The organism is Paenibacillus provencensis, assembly GCF_042678545.1.
GTDB classification, from domain to species: domain Bacteria; phylum Bacillota; class Bacilli; order Paenibacillales; family Paenibacillaceae; genus Paenibacillus; species Paenibacillus provencensis.
Map to the genome: position 1 here is coordinate 349,627 of NZ_JBHTKX010000001.1, position 21,250 is coordinate 370,876.

General features: G+C 47.9%; 19 protein-coding genes. 15 read left to right on the forward strand and 4 right to left on the reverse strand.

The genetic code is table 11. The annotated features are described in order from the left end of the window. The first annotated feature begins 98 nt into the window (after positions 1 to 98). The 7 genes from rlmN to spoVM all read left to right on the forward strand — a co-directional run bounded on the left by rlmN (position 99) and on the right by spoVM (position 6,386). Positions 99 to 1,190 (forward strand): 23S rRNA (adenine(2503)-C(2))-methyltransferase RlmN, encoded by a 1,092-nt coding sequence (gene rlmN / locus ACFQ3J_RS01715; protein WP_170862437.1) that lies wholly within the window; start codon positions 99 to 101, stop codon positions 1,188 to 1,190. A 15-nt stretch (positions 1,191 to 1,205) separates the two neighbouring features. Next, positions 1,206 to 1,982, forward strand: coding sequence for a Stp1/IreP family PP2C-type Ser/Thr phosphatase (locus tag ACFQ3J_RS01720; RefSeq protein WP_091159227.1), 777 nt, complete (start codon positions 1,206 to 1,208; stop codon positions 1,980 to 1,982). Then, positions 1,979 to 4,186, forward strand: coding sequence for a Stk1 family PASTA domain-containing Ser/Thr kinase (gene pknB, locus ACFQ3J_RS01725; RefSeq protein WP_251580928.1), 2,208 nt, complete (start codon positions 1,979 to 1,981; stop codon positions 4,184 to 4,186). The genes ACFQ3J_RS01720 and pknB overlap by 4 nt, the downstream gene beginning before the upstream one ends. A gap of 109 nt (positions 4,187 to 4,295) precedes the next feature. Continuing rightward, complete coding sequence (gene rsgA, locus ACFQ3J_RS01730; protein WP_251580930.1) at positions 4,296 to 5,204, forward strand: ribosome small subunit-dependent GTPase A; 909 nt, start codon at positions 4,296 to 4,298, stop codon at positions 5,202 to 5,204. Between the two features lie 2 nt (positions 5,205 to 5,206). Next, positions 5,207 to 5,869, forward strand: coding sequence for a ribulose-phosphate 3-epimerase (gene rpe / locus ACFQ3J_RS01735; protein ID WP_091158356.1), 663 nt, complete (start codon positions 5,207 to 5,209; stop codon positions 5,867 to 5,869). A 7-nt stretch (positions 5,870 to 5,876) separates the two neighbouring features. After that, on the forward strand, positions 5,877 to 6,140 hold the full coding sequence (locus tag ACFQ3J_RS01740; protein ID WP_091158355.1) for a hypothetical protein: 264 nt from the start codon (positions 5,877 to 5,879) through the stop codon (positions 6,138 to 6,140). Positions 6,141 to 6,308: 168 nt separating this feature from the next. Then, positions 6,309 to 6,386, forward strand: a complete 78-nt coding sequence (spoVM, locus tag ACFQ3J_RS01745; RefSeq protein WP_091159225.1) for a stage V sporulation protein SpoVM — start codon at positions 6,309 to 6,311, stop codon at positions 6,384 to 6,386. 130 nt (positions 6,387 to 6,516) lie between these two features. On the opposite strand, the gene rpmB is transcribed toward spoVM, so the two are convergent. Continuing rightward, on the reverse strand, positions 6,517 to 6,705 hold the full coding sequence (gene rpmB / locus ACFQ3J_RS01750) for a 50S ribosomal protein L28 (protein ID WP_047910965.1): 189 nt from the start codon (positions 6,703 to 6,705) through the stop codon (positions 6,517 to 6,519). Positions 6,706 to 7,004: 299 nt separating this feature from the next. Here rpmB and ACFQ3J_RS01755 point away from each other — a divergent pair, with 299 nt between their 5' ends. From ACFQ3J_RS01755 to ACFQ3J_RS01770, 4 genes are all read left to right on the forward strand, one after another. Then, positions 7,005 to 8,780: a DAK2 domain-containing protein gene (locus tag ACFQ3J_RS01755; RefSeq protein WP_251580932.1), complete on the forward strand. Its 1,776-nt coding sequence runs from the start codon at positions 7,005 to 7,007 to the stop codon at positions 8,778 to 8,780. Positions 8,781 to 8,805: 25 nt separating this feature from the next. Further along, positions 8,806 to 9,669, forward strand: a complete 864-nt coding sequence (locus ACFQ3J_RS01760; protein WP_091158351.1) for a DegV family protein — start codon at positions 8,806 to 8,808, stop codon at positions 9,667 to 9,669. Positions 9,670 to 9,686: 17 nt separating this feature from the next. Then, positions 9,687 to 11,732, forward strand: coding sequence for an ATP-dependent DNA helicase RecG (gene recG / locus ACFQ3J_RS01765; RefSeq protein WP_091158349.1), 2,046 nt, complete (start codon positions 9,687 to 9,689; stop codon positions 11,730 to 11,732). A gap of 87 nt (positions 11,733 to 11,819) precedes the next feature. After that, positions 11,820 to 12,107, forward strand: a complete 288-nt coding sequence (locus ACFQ3J_RS01770) for a stage VI sporulation protein F (protein WP_091158347.1) — start codon at positions 11,820 to 11,822, stop codon at positions 12,105 to 12,107. 66 nt (positions 12,108 to 12,173) lie between these two features. Here the strand turns inward: ACFQ3J_RS01770 and ACFQ3J_RS01775 are convergent, their stop codons facing one another. The 3 genes from ACFQ3J_RS01775 to ACFQ3J_RS01785 form a co-directional block, all read right to left on the reverse strand. After that, positions 12,174 to 12,848: an SOS response-associated peptidase gene (locus tag ACFQ3J_RS01775; RefSeq protein ID WP_251580934.1), complete on the reverse strand. Its 675-nt coding sequence runs from the start codon at positions 12,846 to 12,848 to the stop codon at positions 12,174 to 12,176. 127 nt (positions 12,849 to 12,975) lie between these two features. Continuing rightward, positions 12,976 to 13,317: a YolD-like family protein gene (locus tag ACFQ3J_RS01780; protein WP_091158345.1), complete on the reverse strand. Its 342-nt coding sequence runs from the start codon at positions 13,315 to 13,317 to the stop codon at positions 12,976 to 12,978. Then, complete coding sequence (locus ACFQ3J_RS01785; RefSeq protein WP_091158342.1) at positions 13,314 to 14,555, reverse strand: DNA polymerase IV; 1,242 nt, start codon at positions 14,553 to 14,555, stop codon at positions 13,314 to 13,316. Before ACFQ3J_RS01785 ends, ACFQ3J_RS01780 begins: the two co-directional genes overlap by 4 nt. Before the next feature lie 941 nt (positions 14,556 to 15,496). Here ACFQ3J_RS01785 and ACFQ3J_RS01790 point away from each other — a divergent pair. The 4 genes from ACFQ3J_RS01790 to ACFQ3J_RS01805 are packed head-to-tail and all read left to right on the forward strand — an operon-like array spanning position 15,497 to position 21,193. Continuing rightward, complete coding sequence (locus ACFQ3J_RS01790; RefSeq protein ID WP_251580935.1) at positions 15,497 to 17,719, forward strand: hypothetical protein; 2,223 nt, start codon at positions 15,497 to 15,499, stop codon at positions 17,717 to 17,719. 16 nt (positions 17,720 to 17,735) lie between these two features. Then, the gene (locus ACFQ3J_RS01795) at positions 17,736 to 18,932 is read left to right on the forward strand and encodes a HEAT repeat domain-containing protein (RefSeq protein WP_251580937.1); all 1,197 of its coding nucleotides are present in this window, start codon (positions 17,736 to 17,738) and stop codon (positions 18,930 to 18,932) included. Between the two features lie 31 nt (positions 18,933 to 18,963). Beyond that, the gene (locus ACFQ3J_RS01800) at positions 18,964 to 20,349 is read left to right on the forward strand and encodes a glycosyltransferase family 2 protein (RefSeq protein ID WP_091159223.1); all 1,386 of its coding nucleotides are present in this window, start codon (positions 18,964 to 18,966) and stop codon (positions 20,347 to 20,349) included. Positions 20,350 to 20,386: 37 nt separating this feature from the next. Next, positions 20,387 to 21,193, forward strand: coding sequence for a response regulator (locus tag ACFQ3J_RS01805; RefSeq protein ID WP_251580939.1), 807 nt, complete (start codon positions 20,387 to 20,389; stop codon positions 21,191 to 21,193). The last annotated feature ends 57 nt before the right edge of the window (positions 21,194 to 21,250 follow it).

Here is a 21,250-nt window from a genome sequence, read left to right on the forward strand (position 1 = left end):
AACCGTCAGGTATTGGCGGCTTTTTGCAGTTGGTGGCCTAAAGACCTGCATAGATGAATACTGAATTATGTGCTAAAATGGGTAGAATGAGTAATAATATGTCTATAGATCAATTGGAAAGAACAGGTGTGAATGAAATGACAAAGCCTTTTATATATGATTACACGCTCGAAGAGCTGGAGCAGTGGGCAATGGAGAATGGGGAGCCAAAGTTTCGTGCTGCTCAAATCTACGACTGGGTTTATGTAAAAAGAGTGAATGACTTTTCAGAAATGACGAACCTCTCGAAAGGTTTGCGCGAGAAGCTTGATGCTCAGTTCCAATTCGTGACGCTTTCTGAAATTACGAAGTTTGAGTCCAAGGACGGTACAGTGAAGTTTCTGTTCGGACTGCATGACGACCATGCGATTGAGACGGTCATCATGAAGCATAACTATGGCAACAGTGTATGTGTGACGACACAGGTCGGCTGCAGAGTCGGCTGTACTTTTTGCGCCTCAACGCTTGGCGGCTTGAAGCGGAACCTGACTGCCGGTGAGATCATTGCTCAAGTCGTGCGCTCACAGCAAATTCTGGATGAACGCAATGAACGTGTGAGCAGTATTGTAATTATGGGTACGGGTGAACCGTTTGAGAACTATGATGAGACAATGAAGTTCCTCAGAACAATGATTCATGAGAAAGGCCTGAATATTGGTCAGCGCCATATCACGGTCTCGACAAGCGGCATTGTTCCCAATATTTATAAATTTGCGGATGAGGATACCCAGATTAACCTGGCCATCTCCATCCATGCACCGAATGACAAGCTGCGCTCGAAGCTGATGCCTGTTAACCGCCGGTTCCCATTTGATGATGTAATGGAGTCTCTTCGCTATTATCAAGGCAAGACGGGACGACGCATTACATTCGAATATGCTTTGATCGGCGGCGTTAACGATCAGCCGGAGCATGCTGAAGAGCTTGCTGGAGTTCTGAAGGACATGCTGTGCCATGTCAATCTGATCCCGGTAAACTATGTGCCGGAGCGTAAATATATCAGAACCGCTCGCAAGGATATATTCCAGTTTCAGCGTATCCTCGCTGATCATGGAGTGAACGTTACGATCCGCAGAGAGCAGGGGCATGATATCGCAGCCGCTTGTGGTCAGCTGCGTGCGAAGCATATGGAGAAGCACAAGGAAGCTTGAGGTGAGAATATGACTGTGATGAATACAGTGCATGTGAGCCACATAGGGCGAGTTCGTTCGGTAAATGAAGATTCCGCCTGGATCAGGCATCTGGATCAGGGATATATATTAGGTATTGTGGCAGATGGTATGGGTGGACATCTTGCCGGAGATACAGCAAGCAGACTGGCCGTAGAAACGGTGTCCGAAGACCTCGCGGTGCTTGAGCCTGGTTTGTCAGGTGCATCGCTGAGCGCTGCACTAAGCGATGCCATTCTGCACGCGAATGAAGTCATCTATCGCACAGCGGCTGGGGATGAGAAGCTTCACAACATGGGGACGACTGTCGTTGCTCTCCTCATGAGTGATGCTTCCGGCATCATTGGCCACATTGGCGACAGCCGTGCTTACAAGATAACAGCCAATAAGGTACTACAGTTGACAGAGGATCATACACTAGTTAATGAGCTGTACAAGAATGGGCAGATCAGTGAAGAAGAGACTCATGTACATCCACTAAAAAATGTCGTTACCAGAGCGCTTGGGACGGATGAAGATGTGTCCGTGGATCTATACCCTGTCATTCTGGAAGCCGGGGATGTGCTTATGCTGTGCAGTGATGGCCTAAGCAATCTGGTCAGCAGTGAGCAGATGGCAACAGTGATTGGCCAAGCTGATCTGCCTTTGTCTGAACGGGCAGACAGGCTGCTGCAGCTTGCACTTCTGGCCGGCGGCGACGACAATATTACAGTTGCTCTGTTTGAAATGCCAGCGGGCCCTTTAAGCGTAGCGGAAGAGGGGGTTGAATCATGATCGGACATCAGCTGAGCGGACGTTATGAAGTGATTGAGCGCGTCGGCGGAGGCGGAATGGCCCTGGTATACAAAGCGCACGATATTTTGCTCGGACGTAATGTAGCGATCAAGGTTCTTCGTCAGCAATTCGTTCATGATGAGGAGTTTATTCGTCGGTTTAGACGAGAAGCCCAATCGGCTGCATCCTTGTCTCATCCGAATGTAGTTAGTATTTATGATGTAGGTCAGGAAGAAGACATCCATTACATTGTGATGGAGTACATTGAAGGTCAGAACCTGAATGAAATTATAAAAGAGCGTGCTCCGCTTCAAGTCGATGAAGCTGTCAGAATTGCTGCACAGATTGCGGATGCACTGGATCATGCCCATCATAATCAAATTATTCATCGCGATATTAAGCCGCATAATATTCTGATTGGCAAAAATGGAAGGGTCAAAGTTACAGATTTCGGAATAGCACGTGCTGTGACCTCGACGACGATTACTCAGACAGGTTCGGTTGTCGGCTCGGTGCATTATTTTTCTCCTGAGCATGCCAAGGGTGTTGTAACGGGTGAGAAATCCGACTTGTACTCACTGGGTATTGTCATCTATCAAATGCTGACCGGACAGCTACCGTTTCTTGGGGAGAGTCCAATCAGTGTAGCACTGAAGCATCTGCAGGAGGAATTCGAGGAGCCGAGTGTCGTTAACCCGCTTATTCCGCAGAGCGTAGAGAATATTATTCTTAAATCGATGCGCAAAAATCCGAATGAGCGTTATCAATCTGCGCTTGAAATGCTCAGCGATTTGGAGACCTGCTTGCTGCCGGATCGACTGAATGAGGAGAAGCTCATATTCGATGATGAGTTTGATACAGATCAAACTCGTATCATTCCTGCGATCAAACCGGAACCACGCGGGACAGCCTATACGAATGCGCCTGAAATGGCTCCGGACGAAGCGGTGACAGATGGCAAGTCCAAGAAGAAAAAATCGAAGAAGCGGGCAGCTTTTTGGGTCACGCTGACGCTGATTATTCTAGTTGCACTGGCTGGTGTCGTATGGTACGTCGAGAGTGCGCTTGTCGTGCCGGAAGTAACCGTACCTCGGGTTATAGATAAGACCGAAGCAGAAGCCAGAACCTTGCTCGCGGACCAGGGAATAGAGGTAAACCAGGTCTTTCAGGAATATAAAGAAGGTGTCGATCCGGGAATCGTTTACGAGCAGAGCAGGCCTGAAGGCGCCGTGGTGAAGAAGGGGTCGCTAATTGACCTCACGGTAAGTGTAGAGAAGCCGACGGAAGACATGATTGAGCTTACGGGTCGAAACTATGAAGATGCAGTTCAAGCATTGCTTGCACTTGGCATGAGTGAAGATCGAATCAAAACATCTGAGGAATTCAGTGATGAGTCTGTCAATGAAGTCATTGGACAGTCCATTGCGGCAGGACAGCCCTTCGATCCAGAAATAGATGTAATTACACTGAGAGTAAGTAAAGGCCAGGAAATGGTCGAAATGCCTGATTTGATTAACAAGACCCGTGCAGAAGCCGAAGAGCTGATTCGAGCGAACAAACTGACTGTCGCACCGGTCAAAGAAGAGTCAAGCTTTGAGGTGGAGAAAGGCAGAGTTACTCAGCAGTGGCCATATGAAGCTGGGGCCCCGGTTGTTCCGGGTACGGAGATTACGATCTATGTAAGCACGGGGTTTTCACCAGAGACGATCGAGTATAATTATAATATTTCGGTAGCTCCTCATGAAGAAGGCAAAGACAGCAAGATCCGTATTACCTTCACGGATGCCAGAGGAGAGAATCAAGAGCATGGTACGAAGACGATTAACAAGACAAAGACGCTGACAGTACCGCTCATTCTGGCTCCGAACAAGGATGGAGTTGTATCTGTGTACCGTGATGACCAGCTCATGGATACGTTTGAAGTCAGATATTTTGATGCGAAGAACGGAACGGTTACAACACCTGAGATTGGCCCGGCGGTCACTCCTGATAACAATGCAGGAGATGGCGAGGAAGGCTCAGGTCCAGATGAGGAACCTAATCCAGATGATTCGGGTAACGAGAACAATAACGGTAGTAATAGCAATGGCAATAATGATAATGATGAAGGCAATGGAAACAACGATAACAATGGCAATAACGGCAAGGGCCGGGGAAATAACGAGAATGAAGATGAAGATGAAGATGAAGACGGTGAAGAGTGACTTGGCTACTGGAAATTTAGCTGCATCCCTCATTCTAGGCGCCTTAAGGGCGCCTGTTCTTCATTAGATTAGAGATCAATTTTTTTCAAACCTATAAGGGCGGTGAACTATGCTGGAGGGAGTTATTATCAAAGCGTTAAGCGGATATTATTACGTTAAACCTGCTCTCGATCGCGGAACACCGGATACAGATGTATCTGCTGTTCAATGCAGGGCTAGAGGCATTTTTAAGAAAAGAGGGATTACTCCTCTTGTAGGTGACTATGTAAAATATACGCTTACCGAAAACGGGGAAGGAACGGTTGAAGAAATTCTACCAAGAGACACCGAACTGATCCGCCCTCCCGTGGCCAATGCGCACCTCGCCGTATTGGTATTCTCGCTCAAGGAACCGGAAATGAATGTTCAGCTGTTGGACAAGTTCCTCGTTCATATTGAACAGGCGGGTCTTCAAGCGGTAATCTGCCTTACGAAAATGGACCTTGCTGACGAGTCTGATGATCGTTACGCCCAGCTTGTCCGTCTGTATGAGTCTATAGGCTATGAAGTTATAATTACCAGCTCACGTCATGGCACTGGAATGGATCGCTTGAAGCAGCGCTTGGCTGGAGAGATCAGTGTCTTCTCGGGTCAATCAGGTGTAGGCAAGTCCTCGCTTCTCAACGCTCTGCTTCCAGGGCTGGAGCTTGAAACGGGTATTATAAGCATGAAGCTGGGCAGAGGCAAGCACACAACCCGTCATGTAGAGCTCATCCCGCTGAATAACGGCGGGTTTGTTTCAGATACTCCTGGCTTCAGTCAGCTTGATTTCCTGGAGATTGGCGTAGAGGAGCTGAGCGATTGCTTCAGAGAATTCCGTGAGTATGCCGGAGGGTGTAAATTTCGGGGCTGTACTCATACACATGAACCAGGCTGCGAAGTGATTAGAGCCAAAGAAGAAGGCCGCATTGCCGAGAGCAGATACACACACTATGTGCAGTTCTTGGAGGAAATGAAAGATAAGAAACGGAGGTACTAAACATGTCAGTATTAATTGCACCATCTATCCTGTCCTCAGATTTCGCCCGGCTGGGCGCAGAAGTTGCCGAAGCGGAGGCTTCCGGCGCAGATTGGATTCATGTTGATGTTATGGATGGCCATTTTGTTCCAAACATTACGCTGGGAGCTCCCATTGTACAGTCCATCAAGCCGCATACCAGCTTGTTGCTGGATGTCCATTTGATGATTGAGAATCCCGAGAATTACATAGCTGACTTCGTCAAGGCAGGAGCAGGCATGATTACAGTTCATGCCGAGGCCTGTGTCCATCTGCACAGAGTCATTCATATGATCAAAGAGCAGGGTATCCTGGCTGGAGTAGCCATTAATCCAGGAACTCCAGCAAGCGCGATTAGCGAAGTGCTGGGGGATGTTGATATGGTCCTTGTAATGACAGTCAATCCGGGCTTCGGAGGACAAGCCTTCATTCCGAGAACGATCCAGAAGATCAGACAAATTCGGAATGAGCTTAATGAATTGGGACGTTCAAACGTTCATATTGAAGTAGATGGAGGCATTACGAAGGAGACAGCTCCTCTGGTCGTCGAGGCAGGGGCTGACGTTCTGGTTGCCGGCAGCGCGGTATTTGGCCGTACAGACCGTGCAGAGGCCATCAATGAGATCCGGCAAAGTATTGGAGGATAACTAACCAATGACACTAAAAGAAGCACTATGGACTTCGCTTGCCAGTCTGGTCACAGGAATTCTGCTGGGGTCATTCACACTGCTGCCTTCTCCAATCAATGCAGTTGTTTCCTTACTTGGTGTTATTTTGGTCATATGGTTCTTTAAGAAGTTCGATAAGAAGTCAGTAAGAATTTCATTTATTGTGTTCACCGTACTATATTTCATTTTGTTTATCTTTGTTTTATCTGCTTATATTTTTATGACCAATCCTTCAGAAGGATTAAGCTAGTCTCTATGGAATAGGCTGAACACATACTGCATAAACATGGTTACATGAGCGCGATTCTCATGTAGCCTTTTTTTCGTTTGCATCGTTGCAGTTAGGGATAGCGGTAAGAAGGAGAGGCTTCTGGCACGATAAAAGGTGGAGCGCATGAGGATGATGGGAGGGTGAACTATGAAATTTTACACATTTAAGCTTCCGAAGTTTTTGGGGGGTTTTGTAAAAGCGATCCTTAACACGTTCCAGAAATAACAGATTCAAAAAGGGGTTTCTAATAACGTAAAAAAGGCTGCAGTTGAAGGATCGCAGGCGAATACGGGTACGAAAAAAGCACCTGTGTCATATAATGGCAAGGTGCTTTTTGCTTTGTATTCAAAATCAATTATACGCGAGTAACTTTACCGGCTTTCAGAGCACGAGTGCTAACATAAACGCGTTTTGGTTTACCGTCCACCAGAATGCGGACTTTTTGAACGTTTACGCCCCAGGAACGGCGGTTACGGTTGTTAGCGTGAGACACGTGGTTACCGCTACCAGGTTTCTTACCTGTCACATAACATTTGCGAGACATAGATTACACCTCCTATTCTGAAAGTAACCGTTATCCGCAAGTCAATGGTTGTAATCAATCCAATATACCTGCATAAAACAATACTTAAATATAATATCATATAGGAAAAAGCTTAGTCAATAAAAACAAAAACTTTATTTATTTCTATACTTGATTATAGTACAATGATGTATAGTCCATAATACTGCGGAAGAAAGCCGCTGCCCGTCGGATGACGGGAACAACGGATGTTAAGTGCATACTAAGTCTTTGGTATTGGTTGTGCACTTATGCATCATGCTAGGAAGGGGAATTCTCACTTGAGTAAACGTTCTTTAAATGGAACAGATTTTAACGCAATGGTGTTGGCCGGAGCGGATCAATTGCAGAAGCATGCTGAACACGTCAATTCCCTTAATGTATTCCCTGTCCCAGACGGTGATACAGGAACGAATATGAATTTGACGATGAGTGCCGGTGTGGCCGAATTAAAAAGAAACAGCGCAAGCTCCATCGGCAGCTGTGCAGGTATTTTATCGAAAGGCCTGCTTATGGGCGCACGCGGAAACTCCGGTGTTATTCTATCGCAGTTGTTCCGGGGCTTTAGCCGTTACGCTGCCCCATATGAGGAGCTGAATACTCTTCAGTTTGCTGCTGCTTTGCAAAGTGGTGTGGATACAGCTTATAAGGCAGTAGTTAAACCCGTAGAAGGCACGATTCTTACTGTCGCGAAGGAAGCTGCGAAGCATGCCGGTTATTATGCGAGACGGACCAACGACATTACGGAACTCATGAGCGAAGTGCTTAAGAAAGCAAACGAAACTCTTGCCTTGACCCCTGAGATGCTGCCTGTGCTGAAGCAGGTTGGTGTTGTAGATTCGGGTGGAAAAGGTCTTGTATATATTTATGAAGGTTTCATGGACTACCTGCTGAACACGGAGGGCAAAACTACGGCTTCCACGCTAGTGAAGGAAGTGCCTGCAGCGCCTGTAATTCCGGCTCCGGCACCAAAGACTCCGATTTCTCCTGAAATGCCGATATCGGCACAGGCAAGACTTGAGACAGAAGATATTGAATTCTTATATGACATGGAATTCTTTATCAATCGTCAGCTCGGAGATGCAGGTGAGACGAATTTTGATGAGGAAGATTTTAGGAAAGCGCTGTCAGTAAATGGAGATTCGATCATTATTATTTCTGATGATGAAGTGATTAAGGTCCATGTCCATTCCAAAGCTCCGGGAGACGTGCTTAATCTGGCGCTTCGCTATGGTGAGATCACACAGATCCATATTCTGAACATGCGTGAGCAGCACCGTGATTTGCTTACGGCTGGAATGGACATTGCGCCGGCACCCGAATTGTTTGCTGATATTCCTCCAGAACGCGAGGAAGCGCCTGAGCCGTCCATTCCTCCTGCCGATGAGCTTGCTCCGTTTGGTTTCATTTCGGTTGCATCCGGGCAGGGAATATCTGATGTGTTCAAGAGTCTAGGGATTGATATTGTATTGTCCGGTGGACAAACGATGAATCCGAGTACAGAGGATTTTGTAAAGGCCATTCATTCTATTGATGCGAAGCACATCTTTATCCTTCCCAACAACTCGAACATAGTGCTGGCGGCCAAGCAGGCTCGAGATCTACTGGAAGGCGAGCGTGAGGTAACGGTTGTTCCTAGCAAGACGATTCCGCAAGGGATTTCGGCTGCATTCGCGTTCCAGGAAGATGAAAGTGCAGAAGTAAACGAGTCAAATATGCTTGAAGCCATTGCACATGTCCGTTCGGGACAAGTGACTTATGCGGTGAGAGATACTACGTTTGATGATCTTGAGATCAAAGCGGGCCATTTCATAGGGATTCATGACTCCAAGATCGTGGCTACCGAGGAAAGACTTCTGGATACATGCGAGCAATTGCTCCATAAGATGATTGTAAGCGGTGATGAAGTCATTACGATCCTTGCAGGTGAAGAAGCGATAGAGACGGAAACGGAACGCCTCGCGTCATGGCTTGCTGCTGAATATCCTAATGCGGAAGTGGAAGTGCATCAGGGAGGACAGCCTGTCTATTCTTATCTGTTCGCTGTTGAAGCCTGAAATTAGATAAGGAGGCTTGCGCTTCATGAGCAAAGTATTTATTGTCACGGATAGTACTGCTGATATTCCAGATCAGGTGGTGGATCAGTACGGAATTAAGATCGTGCCCCTGCGTGTCGTGTTTAGTGAACAGGAGTCCTATCTCGACGGAATTGAACTGAGTGCATCCAGGTTCTATGAGAAGCTTGGGGGAGTTAAGGAGCTGCCGACAACTTCCCAGCCTTCCCCAATCGAATTTATGAATGTATACAAGGAACTCAACGAGACCCATCCGGGCTGTCAGATTGTTTCTATACATTTATCTTCCGGGATGAGCGGTACGTACCAATCTGCTATGCTTGGCAAATCCATGCTTGAAGACGAGAGTGAAGCAGATATTACCGTAATTGACTCGAAGTCGGCCAGCTATGGATACGGGCTGCTTGTGGTGCATGCTGCCCGGCTTGCCTCTGAAGGGAAGAGCGCGGCTGAGATTTCAGAAGCTGTTCTTAAGCTTCATAAGGAACGCAAGCTCTATTTTCTAGTCGATACACTGGAATATTTGCAAAAAGGCGGACGTATTGGCAAAGCCTCTGCGATTCTTGGTACATTGCTGAACATTAAGCCTGTGCTCTCTATTGATGAAGAGGGCGTGATTTATGCCGTTGAGAAGGTAAGAGGTCAGAAGAAGGCAATGGAACGCATCGTCCAAATGTTCGAGAGTGATTTTGCCGGGAAACGAATCAATATAGCTGTCGGTCATACCGCAAATCCGGCATCGGCAGAAACCTTCGTGGAGCTGATGAAGACCCGGTTTGAGCTGAACGAAGTGGTGTATCCGAACATCGGCGCCGTCATTGGAAGTCATGTCGGATTCGGAACCATCGCGATCTTTGTGTGGCCGGCATAAGATATGAGGGATGCTTTATGTTGTTAGAAGAAACATCGGTGAAGCAGGTCAGCGGCGTGAGTGCTCTTAAGGAAGGAGAGCTTCACGCCTTTGGCATTTATACGATTAAGGATTTACTTGAGTATTTTCCATTTCGTTATGAGGATTACCGTCTGAAATCACTGACAGAGGTGAAGGATGGGGACCGGGTTACGGTTCAGGCCAAAATCATGGGTGTGCCCGTGCTTCAACGATACGGTAAGAAATCAAGACTGACCTGCAGAATGATGGCAGAGGATTTTATGTTTACGGCGACTTGGTTTAACCGGCATTTCTTGAAGGATCAGCTGACGCCGAACCGGGAGATTACGCTTACCGGCAAATGGGACCAAAAGCGTATGCAAATGACGGTATCGGATTCGGAATTTCCCGATAAGGGGGCCGTGCGCTCGGGCTCCGTTCAGCCTGTCTATTCTGTGGGGGGAAAGATAACGCAGAACTGGATGCGCAAGACGATAAACCAGGCGCTGCTTCAGTTTGGAGAGATGGTGCCCGAACTGCTTCCAGAGGAGCTGCTGAGGAAGTACAAGCTAATGCCCCGGAAAAAGGCAATTGCCCTGATTCACCAGCCAGGTGATCCTCAGCTGGGACAAGAAGCTCGTCGCCGTATGGTGTTTGAAGAGCTTTTTTTGTTTCAGTTAAAAATGCAGGCTTTTCGGGCCATCAATCGTGGGAAAACCGACGGAATCGTACATACCGCTTCGAATGCAACGATCCGCGAGTTTGTACGCAGCCTGCCCTTTGAGCTGACAGATGCCCAGAAGAGGGTAGAGCTTGAAATTTTGCAGGATATGCGTTCTCCCCACTGTATGAACCGGCTGCTTCAAGGCGATGTGGGTTCAGGCAAAACGGTGATTGCTGCTATTGCTCTGTATGCCGCTGTACGATCCGGATTTCAAGGAGCCTTGATGGTGCCGACCGAAATTTTGGCTGAGCAGCATATGCGATCCCTGGAGAAGCTGTTCACTCCGTTCGGAATTGAAGTTGCTCTGCTGACAGGAAGCACGCCTGGGAAGAAGCGAAAAGAAATTCTGTCCGCCCTGCAAATGGGGCTGATTGATGTCGTCGTTGGCACACATGCTCTAATTCAGGAGGATGTGTACTTCAGAAATATTGGACTTGTCGTTACAGATGAGCAGCACCGATTTGGCGTCAATCAGCGAAGTGTTCTCAGGCGCAAAGGCTATAACCCGGATGTGCTGACCATGACGGCAACGCCGATTCCGCGAACGCTGGCTATTACGGCGTTTGGGGATATTGATGTCTCTACGATCTCCGAGCGGCCGAAGGGCCGGATTCCGATCTCGACGTATTGGGTCAAGCATGACATGATGGATCGGGTCATCGGCTTTATTACCCGGGAGCTGGAGCTGGGACGCCAGGCATATCTGATCTGCCCGCTTATAGAGGAATCGGACAAGCTGGATGTTCAGAATGCAATAGATTTGCATGTCGCCATGCAGCAGGCGCTTCCACAATATAAGGTGGGTCTTCTGCACGGCCGGATGACTCCATCCGAAAAAGATGAGGCGATGAAGCTGTTTTATGAAAATGAAACCCAGCTGTTGGTATCTACAACGGTCGTGGAAGTTGGAGTCGACGTTCCCAATGCCACGCTTATGATCATTATGGATGCAGAGCGCTTTGGCTTATCTCAGCTGCACCAGCTTCGCGGTCGTGTCGGTCGGGGTTCCCATGCCTCTTATTGTATTCTGATTGCTGATCCGAAATCGGAGGTGGGCCAAGAACGAATGAAGGTCATGACCGAGACGGAGGACGGTTTTGAGGTGTCGAGACGTGACCTGGATCTTCGTGGTCCAGGTGACTTTTTTGGTACGAAGCAAAGCGGGCTGCCCGATTTCAAGCTCGCGGACATGGTCAGTGATTTCGAAGTGCTTGAAATGGCCAGAGATGATGCAGCCTCGCTTGTTGGCAATGAAGCGTTCTGGACTTCGCCTGCCTATGCACCGCTGCGCGATTATTTGCAGCGAGAGCAGATATTCCAGGGCGAAGTGATGGATTAGCATAAAAAAATAAGGTCAAGTGTACGAGCTCCCCCGGCATATAGTAGTGGAGGACTACGATTTAGGCGGGGGAGGTGCGATGTTCTGTTGAGCTATCAAAAATATGGTATTAGTTCACAGTTGGTGGAACGGGTGAAGACCAAAATGAAGAACCCGGTGATGAAGGAAAAAATTAAAGTGTTGATTGATGGCGTGACCAAGGCCGATTTGCAAAATAGTGCGAAGGTCAGACGGTTGGTCAAATCATCTGCAGCCATACTGAATGAAAAAATGACTTCGGCAGATGAAGATAAGTTCGTTAAATTCGTGATTGATCAAAAAATTGATCCGAATAATACCCTGCATTTAATCAAGCTGTGGGGGATGTTTCGTTAAAAACAAGGGACCTCGCAATTTCTGCGAGGTCCCTTGTTTTCCTTCAAACTGGTCCTATAGCTGGGTCTAAGCCAAAGGATGTGTTAATTCAATACTGTCATTAGCGACCCGATTAACGGCACGTGATACGGGATAAGCCTCCATCTCTTCTTCCGGATAAGGGCGGAGAAGCGGAAGGAGCTCCCCTGGCTGCTGAACGGTGCGATTCAGCCACAGCTGCTCTAGGCCAGGAGGGAGAATGACCGGCATCCGATCATGTATACGGCTCATAAGCGCATTTGGGCTTGTAGTCAGAATGGTACAGGTGCTGATTCGCTGTCCTTCAGGATCAACCCATGTATCATACAGCCCGGCAAAGCTGAACAAGCCCGTCCGGGGAATGATGCGATAAGGCGTTTTGGTCCCGTTCTCCTCTTTCAGCCACTCATAAAAGCCATCTGCGGGAATAAGGCACCGCTTGCGAAGAAACGACTCCCGAAAAGCAGGCTTATCCAGCACAGTTTCACTGCGAGCATTGATCATTCGGCTTCCTATGCTGAGGTCCTTGGCCCAATGTGGAACCAGTCCCCACCTTAGCGTACCGGCACGTCTTTGTGATCCATCATGAATCACAGCCATAATTCGCTGTGTCGGCGCAATATTATAATGAGGTCTATAGTCAATATAATCCGGAATCTCCTCCAGCATATAGCGGAGCATCAATTCCTCAAGTGATATTCCAAGCGTAAATCGTCCGCACATCGGTGAAGCCCTCCTATATTTCCAAGCAGCAATCGCTGTCTATCCTTCGTCCAAATCTCCTGTAAAAGGGTCTTAGGCATTCTGACTAAGTATTCTGACTATGGAATACGATTAGAGTATAACGTATTTAACGGCCAGAGCGCACCTCGATAATATGTCGCATTCGAACTTCATGAAGCATGCCTTCCTCATCCTGAAGGCGGATGGAGCGTGAAGCTTGATCGAATTTGACCACGATGCCGCTGATCAGTATATCATCCAGCTCGTCAAAGAGGACAACGGTTATCTCTGTATACAGCATAAGAGACTCAGCAAGCAAACGCGACATTTCTTCAGCTGCTTGAGGATCGAGCTGAGGGCGAGCCTTGGGCGCGAGCCTTTGCTGATGCGAAACATAGGCTTCCCGGTGCTCAGGAAGCATCATGCGTGAGGATTCAAACAATCCATTGCGTTCTAACTTTTTACTCATCGGTAATGACCTCCAATTTTACGAGAACGATCATGTGCCTGCCCGGCCTTTTGCAGAGAGGAAGCACGCATGATAGCGGTGTCTCCAAATCTTCGTTTAATCTCGTCGGTTGCCTTCTCCAGCTCCCGCTTCTGTTCACGTTCATCGAACCAGGTCAGCTGATATTCTGTATCAGGTACAAGGTCTGTCAGTGATACGCCGATCCGCCGTACAGGCTCACCATCCCAGTGACGCAGGAAGAGCGTTTTGGCCGCTTCATAGACCTCATCGGTAATGTGAGTAGGCTCTTCAATCTTCATCTGGCGCGAGAAGCCGGTCGGTTTATCAAAGTCGATGCCCCGGCAGCCTACAGAAACGACACTTCCCATGAGACTTTTCTCCCGGGAGCGTCTGGCTACCAGCTCGCATAGCTCGAGCAGTACCACCTGAATTTCTGACCAGGTCGTATAGTCCCTTGGCAGCGTCATTTGATGGCCGATACCTTTTTGCTGCTGGTGGAAGGTGCTGGGCATGACAGGCGATTGATCCATGCCGTTCGCGATGCGCCACAGCACCTCGCCGTTAACTCCCCAGCGGTCACGGAGTCTCGGGAGAGGAGTGCGGGCCAAGTCGCCGATCGTATGGATCCCCATCTTGTAAAAATGGCGTGACATCCGGGAGCCGACCATAAACATTTCCCGAATGGGCATCGGCCACAGCTTATCCGCAATACGTTCTTTGGGAAGAACATAGATGCCGTTTTTATTTTTTTTGGCAAAAAGATCACAAGCCATCTTGCTCACAACCTTTGTATCGCTGATGCCCAGTCTTACATATACGCCGGTTTCCTGCATGACCTGCTTCTGAATACGGAGAGCAATCTCCTCAGGACTGCCGAACAAGCCGAGGCTGCCGGTAACATCAAGAAACTGTTCATCAATACTATAGGGCTCAACGAGATCAGTATAAGACTGGAGAATATCCGTAATATGGAGAGAGACGCGAATATATTCTGACATCCGGGGCCGAACCACCACCACATCCGGACATTTGGCAAGCGCGTCCGACAGGCGTTCTGCCGTTGTAATTCCGTAGGACTTCGCAATAGGGCAGGCTGCCAGTATAATTCCGGAACGCCGGGCAGGGTCGCCTGCTACGACAAGCGGCCGGTTTGCATACTCGGGATGGGCCGATTTCTCCACGCTCGCATAAAAGGATTGGCAATCTGCCAGCATAATAACGCGTTTAATTCGTTCCATAACGCAGGCTCCCCTCCATTTTGCATATAACTTGAACCAAGGAACGTGACTAGTAGTACAGAGTTCAGATTATACGGAACACATGTTCTTATTTTATTAGGATAACGGAGAAATATACATACAGCAACCGGAATTTTTTTGAAAACATATGAAAGTTCAAAAGTTTGTCAAACAGAACAGCGAATTAGGAAAATAGACTTGTATTTTTACATATCATGTTAGTTATTTGAGACCTTTGAGTTATGAAAAGGCATACAAAAATAGGAATGTAAATTAATATTAAATATGGACCATGCCTATGCAGGACTCACGTCCTTTTTTGATAAAAACGAAAAAAATCAAAAATGTTGATATATCAGGCTTTTTCGCCGTTTTTTTATCGGACTATTGTATCAATTTTGTAATAACTATGGTTAAAAATGTAAAAAAGTAAGTAACTTTGGGTAATGCTATGCGTTAAACTATAGGAGGACAGCGTAAACCGATTCCTAAAATCATCGTTCTGCATAAGTGATATGGAACGGGTCGGCGTAGTAAACACAGGCGCTCAGACGATTTTTCGCTGCGAATCGTAGAAGGGTGCAGGGTTCGTAAATATCCTGGGACATGGGATGGGCTATAGGCAGAGGGGGAGCTTGGGGAGGAAGAGGCAAGGTCTTAGGCAGACATCAAGCAAAATGGGCATTAGTATCCATCTCCATCTTTCCTTCCATTAGCCTAGTTACAAAAGTGAAAGCATGACGATATAGTTATTTATGAACCGTGCAGGTGTCACGGGCTGGATTTAAGAGAAACGCATTCGAGCGTTATCTTAAAAAAGTAAGCAAAAATTTTTAAGGCAGTTGAACGATCAGCATGAGATACATGTTTTGATACGGGGAACTCACAATTTAGAGAGATGGAGCGAAACAAATTTAGAGAGATGGAGCGAAACAAAAGCCATGAGCAAACGAAAGAGAAAACGTCTTGCCCTATGGATTTTGGCAGGCGTCCTGCTGATCGGCGGGGGAGGAGGGCTTGGATATATTCTGCTTAAACCGACTCAGCTTACCTATGCTGCTGAAGATGGGACGAGAATGAAATTCAGGACGGAAGGCGATCGATTCCTGCAGTACACCCAAGAGGGAGTGTGGGAGGAGCTGTTCGTCAAAGGAGTTAATCTGGGCTCTACCAAGCCGGGGCATTATCCGGGTGAATTTCCTCTAGAGAAAGAGGACTACCTGAAATGGTTTAAACAGATTGAGGAAATGGGTGCAAATGTCATTCGTGTATACACTGTCCATCAGCCTGTATTTTATTCCGCACTTGTTGAATACAACAAAGGGGAAGAGCATCCCCTATATTTTATCCAGGGCATTTGGTCGCCTGAGGAACAGCTTATCGAGCAGCGGGATGCATATGCGGAAGGCATTCAGGAGAAGTTCAAGTCAGAGATTGAAAAAGCCGTTTCGGCAGTATACGGTAATGCCGATATCCCCCCTGTAAAAGGAGAGTCGAGCGGAAAGTACACAGCGAATGCGGGACAATATTTGATGGCATGGCATCTAGGAACGGAATGGGACCCACATATGGTGGATAACACCAACAAGCAGTATAAGGATCATCCTCGTTATGTCGGCAAGCATTTTGCCGGTACGGAAGATGCAACTCCGTTTGAGAACTGGCTTGCGGAGCTGCTCGATCACGTAGCGAGCGAAGAGCAGCAATATGGCTGGGAGCATCCGATGACCTTTACGAACTGGGTCACCACCGATGTACTCTCACATCCAGGTGAGCCGCTGTTTGAAGAGGATCTGGTCAGTGTGGATGCCAGACACATCGAGCCGCTGGATTGGCAGGGCGGATATTTTGCGGCATACCATGTGTACCCGTACTACCCTGACTTCTTCCGCACCGATGAAACACTTCAGACAATTAAGGATGATAATGGGGAGTACAACACCTACAAAGCCTATTTGCAAAAGCTTAAATCCGAGTTTACCGATATGCCTGTAATGATTACAGAATACGGTGTTCCGGCTTCCTTGGGAATATCCCACTATGGATCAGGCGGGAAGGATCAAGGTGGACACAACGAGCAGGAGCAGGGCGAAATCAATGCATCACTCACCAAGGATATATATGATCAGGGGTATTCTGGAGCCATTCTCTTCATGTGGCAGGATGAGTGGTTCAAGAAAACGTGGAACACGATGCCGATTGAAATTCCTGCAGACCGAAGATCGTTCTGGCTGAACGTGCTGACGAACGAGAAGATGTTTGGCGTTCTCGCGATGGAAGCCGGGAAGCAGAATCAGCTGCTTATCGATGGCAGTCTCGACGATTGGAGCTCGGTTGTCGAAAGAGAGGTCCAGCAGTGGCAGGGAGATGTTGAGGGCATCGAAAGCATGAAGATGACTCACGATGAAGCTTACGTATATATCGGAATTACGCTCAATGAAGCTTTTGATCCGGATAAAACAAAGCTCAGTATTGGGACCGACACACTAGTCGGTGGAAATCAGCCTGCTGAGGAGCTGCCTGGCAAAACGATTGAAGGCGGAGATTTGGAAACGGTCATTACGGTGGGCAAGGATGAGGAATCAGCTGTTAACATCGCAAAAAGCTATGATTTCAATCAGCGGCTGTATGGACCTGAAGGATATTGGATGCTTGAGGAACAGCCCACAAACACGCCTTCCTTTGTCCCATGGAGACTGGCCATCAGTCTGAAGATGTCACCACCGGATACCAAATTTGCTCATCCTTACATGGATGAAGTGATAGGTACGCTGAATAGAGGGAACTCGGACCCAGCGTCCGAAGACTTCGATTCCCTTACCTTATGGCAGTATGAAGGCCGAGAAATTGAACTGCGTATCCCGTGGATGCTGCTTGGGTTTGGCGATCCGAGCTCGCATCAGGTGGTTGATTACAGTTCGGTAGGCGAGGAGCGTGTCTTCAAGACGGTTACTACAGAAGGAATAAGATTCATCCCTTGGCTTACAGAGAGAAAGACAGAGGCAGTATCCTGGCCAGGTGGTGCAGAAGAGAGTCTTGATCTGACAACGATTACTCCATATACATGGAAGTCGTGGGAAGCTGTCCAGTACAGTGAGCGCCTCAAAGAGAGCTACTACTCGATGCAGAAGGCCTTCGTGGATATTTCGGAGCAGGAACGATAAAGGAGGACACATACTCATGTTTTCAAATATAGCCCTAGCGTACACGTTCTTGTACCTGTGCGCAGGACTGATCGTAGCAGGCATCATCATTTTGTTCGCGTTAAAAAATTCTCACAATTCAAAGCTTAGAAAAAAAGAATTGTACACAAAGAAGCACCAAGATTACTTCGTATATGTTCAAGCCAATCTGACAGGCAGTGAACCCATCAGGTTTCCGACGACCAAGCTTACCAAGCTTGAGAGGGAAGTCATTATGGACAAGTGTATTGCATGGATTGATCAGCTGAAGGGAGAGCATGCAGACAAGCTGCGTGATCTGACCCGGGAGGCGGGCTTCGTAGATGAGCAATTGAAGCTGCTGAACAGCTCTTGGACAGGCAAGGCTATACAGGCTGCTTACCGGCTGGGCGGCATGCGAAGCACCGAGGCGGCAGAGTCGATTCTAGAGTTATTAAAAGAAGAGAAGAAGGTGAACTACGCGATTATCTACGCCCGAGCGGCAGCAAGATGTGCGGAGCGTCCTGCGCAGTTGAAGGAATTGCTGGGCTCTCTGCTCGATAAAGGCAAGCCTGTACACCGCATAGCGGCAGATATTTTGATGGAAACAAGTCTTGAACCAAGCAAGCTGCTATATGAATTATTGGAATCTGAAGATCCGGATTTCATCAAAGTCGGCATTGTCGCAATGTATGGTCATGCGATTCCAGAAGTGATGCCGGCAGTAACACAGCTATTTGGCTCCAAGGATCAGCATATTCGTTCTGAAGCGGTCAAGCTGTATCTCGGTACGAATCCAGTGCTTAAGGAACGGACTATTGTAGAGTGGATGGGAGATCCTGTGGCAGAAGTCAGAGCCGAAATGGCGAAGACGTTAGGGGCAGGCCATCAGGCCGGCAGCATCCCTCTCCTGAGAAATGCACTTGGAGATGAGGACTGGCTCGTGAGACACAACAGTGCGAACAGCCTTATGCAGCTTGGTGAGGAAGGCTATGAGGCTCTATGCGAGACCGCCTTGAAGGGAACCGGAGCCGCCAAGGAGACTGCACTTGAATATGCGGAACGTGCAATAGAAGAGACGAACGAGCATGAGGAGATCGAGAAGATGATGACCTTCAACAAGAAAAGGCTGATCTACAATCGTTACTTCGGCACGGCGCCGCAAGCAAATGCAAACCGGATGTCCGGCGTGATTGGAGGAGATTTCACTGCTTAGAGATATTTTGCTGGGTTACGGCACAATCATTATATACTACGTCGTATTCGTTACTGTCCTGTATTTTGGTATTCTCTGCTTCTCATACAAGGATATATGGTCCATCCGGCGCAGGTCTGAATTTTCAAGCTATAAGAGCCTTGCAGGATCAGACGTGGTGCCTCCGGTATCGCTGCTGGTGCCGGCTTACAATGAAGAGCTGACCATTATCGAAAATGTAAAATGTCTGATGACCTTAAATTATCCTACTTATGAAGTTATCGTCATCAACGATGGATCAAGCGACAGAACCGTTCAGGTGCTTGTCAAAGAATTTGGCCTTAAGGAAATTAAAAATCCAAGCTTCCGCGGCACCATTAATGTCGAGCCTGTCCGCGGGGTATATCACAATCCGGAATATCCATTCCTGTATCTGATTGATAAAGAAAACGGAGGAAAAGCGGATTCGCTTAATGCAGGGATTAACTTCTCACATTATCCGCTGATCTCTTCCATTGATGCAGATTCCCTGCTGGAGAAGGACGCACTGATTCGCATGGCCCGCATGTATTTGGAGAATCCGGAAGAAACGGTAGCCATCGGCGGCGATGTACGAATCGCAAACGGCTGCAAGATTGAGAACGGTGCAGTCAAGGAAGTGTCACTGCCTAGGAAGATGTGGCCGATGTTTCAATCGATTGAGTATTTGAAAGCTTTTCTGGGGGGCCGGATTGGCTGGAGCCAGTTAAATGGACTCATCATCGTATCAGGAGCCTTCGGTTTATTCAGTAAAGAGGCGGTTATCGCTGTCGGCGGGTACCGCGGGGGATATCCTGGGGAAGACATGAACATTATTATCAAGCTTCATCGTTACATGCTGGAGAACAAGATCAAATACCGGGTTGCTTTTTGCCCAGAAGCGGTATGCTGGACTCAAGCGCCTGACACGTACAAGATCATCTCCAACCAGCGCAAGCGCTGGGGCCGCGGTAACTTAAAAAATATGATTGAGAACAGCAATATGATGTTTAGACCAAAATATAAAACCATGGGTCTGCTGACGATGCCTTACAACATCTTTTTTGAAGCGCTCAACCCTTATTTCCGGATTACAGGGCTGCTCGCTCTAGCCGGTTATGTAGCCTTGGATATGACGGCTTGGCCTGTACTTGTTATCTTCGGGCTGCTGAACTTCTTAAGCGGATATCTTCTCAGTGTAGCTGCGCTGATCCTTGAAGAGATTGCTTTCCGCCGTTATCCGAAGCCGGCTGATCTTGTAAAAATGTTAACCTTCTCCGCCTTGAAATTCGTAGGCTATCACCAGCTTGGCGTGCTGTGGAGGGTGCAGGGGCATATCCAATACATGCAGAACAACAACTCCTGGGGCGCGATGACAAGACAAAGCTGGGAAGAGCCGAAAGTGGAAGAGGCGGCTTGAATATCACAGTAATAACAGATGAAAGGATGGAATAACTTTGGCAAATACGGTCACGCTTGAGCGTCAAATGACGGTGAATGTGTACGACATTCTAGAGGAGCAGCTGAAAGGGATGGTGAGCAAGCCCAGCGGTGTCGTTTTTGTACATTGCAAGGAGATGGAGCAGCAGCCGGAGGCTGAAGTGAATGAAGCTCTCGAACGTACATGCGAGACAGAATTTCAGCTATGGAAGGACAGCAAGACGAGCACCATCGCCGTGTTTCTTCCCGGGTTGACGCTGAACGCTACACATTATCAGGCACTGCTCATCAAGCAGGAGCTCCTGGGACGTCTCGGCGAGGCGGATCCGCGGCTGACGATTGCCAGCTTCCCGGAGATGGGCAGCCCAAGCAAGCACATGCTCAAAAATATGGCAGAGTCAGCGAAGCTTAGTCAAAGCACTGACATTCAGCTATATACCAAGAACGAAACTATGACAGCACCGGGCAAGATTCTGATCGCTGATTATGACGAGACGACACGCGAGTTTTTGAGAATACGTCTATCCTTGCAGGGCTATGAAACCTTTGAAGCGATTGACGGTCTCTCCGCTATAGAACTTGCAAAACAGATTAACCCGGATTTGATCTTGACGGAGCTTAATCTGTATGGGGTAAGCGGACTGTCGTTTATCCATCAGATTCAGAGCCTTGAGCTGAAGACACAGCCTAAGGTCATCGTGCTGACAGACCAGCGGGTTGAAGACACGATCAGCAAGTGCTTCGAAAAAGGAGTAGACGACTATGTTACCAAACCGTACTCTCCGGTTGAGCTGGATGCGCGCATTCGCCGCTGTTTCCAATAATGCAGTTTCTTAATTAGGCAACACGGATTCAAACATATATATCATAAATTTCCATCT